The sequence below is a fragment of the Lactobacillus amylolyticus DSM 11664 genome (assembly GCF_000178475.1).
Taxonomy (GTDB): domain Bacteria; phylum Bacillota; class Bacilli; order Lactobacillales; family Lactobacillaceae; genus Lactobacillus; species Lactobacillus amylolyticus.
The window spans coordinates 1-5,128 of record NZ_ADNY01000012.1; the positions used below are offsets into that span (position 1 = coordinate 1).

The following is a 5,128-nucleotide window of genomic DNA, read 5'->3' on the forward strand; positions in this document are numbered from 1 at the left end:
ATCTAGAATATCTAAACAAAACATGCAGTCCGAACTAGGGTCACGGTGAGAGCCATAGTACATATTGCAAATATGGTAACCTGAATTATAAATTTGCTTTAATGATTCAAGTCCACTTTGCGTTTTTGCAACTGGTTCGCCACGTTTGGCTGTCAATTTATCTAGTTTTTCACGTAAAAGCTGATTTTCAACTTTTAGTTCTGTGTTTTCCTTCAGCGTATCCAACATATCATTTTCAAGGCTTTCAATGGTTTTGGTCATTTTTTCCATTGAATCGTGGAGCTGCTGCAGCTTGGAATATGGATCCATTCTTTTCAACACCTACCGTTTCCACTGTAAAGCAAGATAATCTAATGAATTGCGAAAATTCACGTTACTGAACCGCATTTTATCAACTTCCATCAGCCATTTTAGCATACGTGTACCAGCCAATCTTCTGCTTTCGCTTTGCAAATCCTGCTGGGCCATAATCTTGAGCCGCAGCAAAATATAATGCTGATAAGTGACTGTCTTAGCTTCATCTGCTAATTTATGTGCACTCACTAAGGCAAGACTGCTGCGTTCAAGCATTTCTTGATAAAAATACTTCACTTCTTGATCAAGCTTGGTCGTATCGCCTAACTCTTCAATTTCTTCATTGGTAAAACCATTGTCTAAAAGAATGGCAGTTTTACCATGAACCTCTTCGCCCTCATTAAAGTTAATGATCTGCGTTCTTGAACGCACTGTTGGCAATATTTGATCCGCATTATTTGTGATCAAAATTGAAACTACTGGTGCGATGGGCTCTTCAAGCAAATTAAGCAAAGCATTAGCTGCTGGCAAAGTTAATTTTTGTGCTTCATTTATGAAGAAAAAGCGACAGGTGCTCTCAACCGAACTTTTTGCCAGTTCTTCCTTTAACGGACGAATCTGGTCGATACTCAAAGTTTGTTTTCCTTCAGTTTGAACAAGCAAAACGTCAGGATGGTTGCCTGATAAAATCTGCTTACAGTTGCGGCAAGTGCTATCGGGCTTTTTTTCACCAGTACAATTAAATAAACATGCCAACCAATATGCAGTATTTAATGCACGCGTTTCATCTTTATCCACAAATAAATAGCTGTGAGCAAGCTGCTTTTTTCGATAAGCTTCGCGTAAAAAGGTCGCTTGCTTTTGGCCAATGTTTTTTAGATCTACCATTTAAAATCGTTTAAACTCATCTACATTTACGACAAAGCAAGTTGCTCCGCCAACTGTTACTTTAACTGGAATACTTATGTCCATGCCGTTAGGAATTAAATTAGGCTGAACATATTCTTCTCTGGCCTCAGATTTAGATTTGATAACATCCAAAACCTGCTCCACTTGATCATCTGGTGTTCCGATTAAGAAAGTGGTATTTCCTTCGCTTAAAAAACCACCGGTTGTTGCCAATTTAGTCGCACGAATATTTGCCTTAATAAAAGCGTGCTGCAATTTATTGGAATCTTCTTTTTGAACTATGGCAATTACTAATTTCATATAATCATTCCTTTAAAAAAGATCAGGCAGCCGTTTTTTAATAATAGCAATTGTTTCAGCTTCCACTTGATCAAACGGCTGACTAGCATCAATTTTTACAATTCTGTCAGGATTCTGGCGAGCAATTTTTTGATAACCAGCATAAACCTTTTCATGAAAGGCTAGTTTTTCTTGTTCCAAGCGATCTTCCTGATCAGGACGCAGTTTTTGAATTCGGGCTAAGCCAATTTTAGGATCGAGATCAAAAAACAGTGTTAAGTCTGGTTCTATTCCTCCTGTTGCAAACTCATTAATTTGCTTAACTTGGTCAATGCCAAGATCACGACCGGCACCTTGATATGCTAAAGAACTATCGACAAAACGATCTGAAAAGACAACTTTGCCTGCTGCCAAAGCTGGCCGTACAATTTCTTCCACATGTTGGCTTCGCGCTGCAGCATACAAAAGTGCTTCGGTACGATCATCCATTTTTACATTGGCAGGATCCAAAATGATTTGCCGAATCTTTTCTGCAATTCGTGAACCACCTGGTTCTCTAGTCACAAGATATTGTGTATTCAATTGTGGTCCGATTTCATTCAAAACCTGCTCTAATACACTGCTTTTTCCCGCACCATCGGGACCTTCAAGACTAATAAAATAACCTTTCATAAAATCCTCCATGCCTTTATTTTACAGGAGTTAGCTTTGGAATTACAGTCCCAGTATTTGATTAAAGGAAAAAATAAAAAGCTTGCCCAACGGGCAAACTTTTATTGCGTAATAGCATTTGTGATACCACTAAATCTTGTATGACGATAACGTGCCTCGCTATACAAAAAGCTGTACTTAGCGCGCAGGATTTCGCTAGCAACCACATTATCATCTGACAAATCTAAAGTAGTTTGATCTAAATCTTGTTGCAAAGCAATTTGATTTTGCAATTTTTCAACGAGAGTGATCAACTTTTGGTCGCCCTCTTCTTTGATCTTATCTCTTTTTCTTTTAGCCATTATAATGATGTTCTCCCTTGTACAGCACGTTTTAAAGTAATTGAATTAGCGTATTCAATATCGCTGCCGACAGCTAATCCAGCTGCCAGACGGGTAACTTTAATTCCAGCCGGTTTAATCAATTTGCTAATGTACATTGCAGTTGATTCACCTTCTGGAGTTGAGTTAAGCGCTAAAATTACTTCTTTGACTTGATCCTGCTTTTGAAGACGAGTAATCAGCGACTTAATATTAATCTCTTCTGGACCTACTCCATCCATCGGTGACAAGACACCATGAAGGACGTGATATAAGCCGTTATATTCGCCCATTTCTTCAAAAGCCATTACATCTTTTGGCTGCTCAACAACCATAATCGTTGTTTGGTCACGTTCCGGATTCGAGCAAATCGCACATGGATCCTGTTCCGTGATATTGCCACAAATTGAACATTGATGCAAATCCTGTTTGACTTCCGTCAATGATTTGGCGAATTCTTGCACATCCTGTTCAGGCATATCCAACGTATAAAAAGCTAAGCGAGTAGCTGTTTTTTCACCGATTCCCGGCAACTTCATGTAGGAATCAATCAAATGAGCAATTGGTAATGGATATTGCAATTACATCAGGCCTTTCGTATATTTGCCCAAACTTGCTTGAGTAGCTTCATCAATTGCAGAAAGTCCTTTGTTAACTGCGTCAATGACCAAATCTTGCAACATATCTGGGTCATCAGGATCAATTGCTTCTTTATCAATCTTTAATTTTTTTAACTTGCGATCACCGCTAAAAGTTGCAACAACCATATCATCTGCAGATTTGCCAGTAAATTCTTGAGCTGTGATATTTTCTTGCTCTTCTTGCATTTGGGCTTGAAGCTTCTTAGCTTGCTTCATCATTTGTTGCATATTCATGCCACCCATACCACCAAAATTAGGTCTTCTACTCATTTTTGTTCTCCTTCTTTGTTTTTCTTTTATTTTAATCCTTAATATGAACCGCGTCGCCAAATAAATCTTTAGCTTTATCGATTATCTTGGAATCAGCCTCTGACTGAGCGTCATTTTTTTCTTCTTGAATTGCTTCAATCTTCTTTTTTTTCTTAGCCAACAGCTCTTCTTTGTGACTTTGCACAAATTCTTTTCTGACTTCAAGCCAATCATTATCTGGCACTAATACAATACCATAAGAATGTTTGGCAAATTTTTCAATATAGCCAGTTAACTTATCAAGCAAGTCACTGTCCGAACTAGCCTTTTCAAACCATAGAGCATACTTGCATTTCATTACTACTTGCTCGGGACTGGCAGCAACTGGTTCAAGCACGTCCAGCAATGCACGTTCAGAAACAGCCAATACTGACTGCAAATCCGGCCAGACATTCTTGATTCGAGTAAGATCTTCACGAGTAGCATTCTCAAGAACCTGATAAACACGCTTGCGATTTTGCTGATCGCTTTCTTTAATTCGCTTAACTGGCTTCTTTTTTGCCTTAGTTTCTGCGGCTTCAGCTCGCGTTTGTTGCGGCTTATTATTTTTCTTGGTCGAATCCAAATGAAAGACATGATCTTTGTCAAAAGTCTTCGGTGACTGGGTAAGATTATTAACCTGCTGCGTTAAATCAACAACCTGCTTCTTAAGTGCCGCAATTTCAGCTTGCAAATCATTATTAGCAGGAGCTGGTTGGTTAGCGGATTGAGTAGCTACCTGTGTTTGAGGCTCTTCTTTCTGACTTGCTTCTACCAAAAATACTTCAAGTGGAATCTGTTGCTGATTGGTATAACGCAAATCATTCAAAGCGTTATTAGCCAATGTAATTAGACGAAAGTAGCGTGCACTTGGGATTTGGCTGATTTTTTGACTAAAATCTTTGGTTAAAAAACTATTGTCATCAACGGCCCCATTGGCCTTGCTAATCATCAAACTGTTAGTGGCCAGATCAATGAGCTCATCTAAAATATTTTTGGAACTAGCACCGTCCGCTAAAGCAGATTGGGTTTCTTTTAAGGCTGCACCAGCATCTTCACTTAACAAAGCCAGCAAAATTTTTTCAATATTTTCACGAGCCGCAAAACCAGTAATTTTCAGTGCATTGTCATAATTGACGGAGCCTTTTTCATAACTGAGCAACTGATCCAAAATACTAAGTGCATCCCGCATCCCACCATCAGCAACTTGGGCAATCACAGCTAGTGCTTTTTCATCATATTTGATTTTTTCTTGATCAAGAATATATTTCATCCTCTGTTCAAGATCTGCTTTTGAAATTCGTTTAAAATTGTAGCGTTGCGTCCGCGAAATAACAGTTGCCGGAACTTTTTGCAATTCCGTTGTCGCTAAAATGAAAACGACATGCTCTGGTGGCTCTTCCAAAGTTTTCAATAAAGCATTAAATGCACCCATTGAAAGCATATGAACTTCGTCGATGATATAAACTTTGTATTTTCCTTGAGTTGGTGCATATTTTACCTTATCACGAATATCGCGGATCTCATCAACGCCGTTGTTAGATGCGGCATCGATTTCCATAATATCCGGCATTGATCCGGCATCAGCCGCCTTACAATTTTCACATTCATTGCAAGGTTCACCATCTTGGAGATTGGTACAATTCAGTGCTTTAGCAAAAATTTTGGCACACGAAGTTTTACCCG

The 5,128-nt window shown here is 38.8% G+C and carries 8 protein-coding genes; all 8 read right to left on the reverse strand.

The window, feature by feature from the left end; genetic code table 11:
- On the reverse strand, positions 1-309 hold a 309-nt coding region (gene yabA, locus HMPREF0493_RS01400; protein WP_040456857.1), incomplete at its 3' end, for a DNA replication initiation control protein YabA.
- A 12-nt stretch (positions 310-321) separates the two neighbouring features.
- A complete protein-coding gene (locus HMPREF0493_RS01405; RefSeq protein ID WP_006351464.1) occupies positions 322-1,182 on the reverse strand; it encodes a DNA polymerase III subunit delta in 861 nt (286 codons plus the stop codon).
- Positions 1,183-1,503, reverse strand: coding sequence for a cyclic-di-AMP receptor (locus HMPREF0493_RS01410; protein ID WP_006351465.1), 321 nt, complete (start codon positions 1,501-1,503; stop codon positions 1,183-1,185).
- Positions 1,504-1,515: 12 nt separating this feature from the next.
- Positions 1,516-2,154, reverse strand: coding sequence for a dTMP kinase (tmk, locus tag HMPREF0493_RS01415; RefSeq protein WP_040456853.1), 639 nt, complete (start codon positions 2,152-2,154; stop codon positions 1,516-1,518).
- Between the two features lie 101 nt (positions 2,155-2,255).
- Positions 2,256-2,495 carry a YaaL family protein gene (locus HMPREF0493_RS01420; RefSeq protein ID WP_006351467.1) on the reverse strand — a complete coding sequence of 80 codons (240 nt, stop codon included), beginning with the start codon at positions 2,493-2,495 and terminating at the stop codon, positions 2,256-2,258.
- On the reverse strand, positions 2,495-3,094 hold the full coding sequence (gene recR, locus HMPREF0493_RS01425) for a recombination mediator RecR (protein ID WP_006351468.1): 600 nt from the start codon (positions 3,092-3,094) through the stop codon (positions 2,495-2,497). The genes HMPREF0493_RS01420 and recR overlap by 1 nt, the downstream gene beginning before the upstream one ends.
- The gene (locus HMPREF0493_RS01430; protein WP_006351469.1) at positions 3,095-3,424 is read right to left on the reverse strand and encodes a YbaB/EbfC family nucleoid-associated protein; all 330 of its coding nucleotides are present in this window, start codon (positions 3,422-3,424) and stop codon (positions 3,095-3,097) included.
- A gap of 31 nt (positions 3,425-3,455) precedes the next feature.
- A partial coding sequence (dnaX, locus tag HMPREF0493_RS01435) for a DNA polymerase III subunit gamma/tau (protein ID WP_006351470.1) occupies positions 3,456-5,128 on the reverse strand: 1,673 nt, incomplete at its 5' end.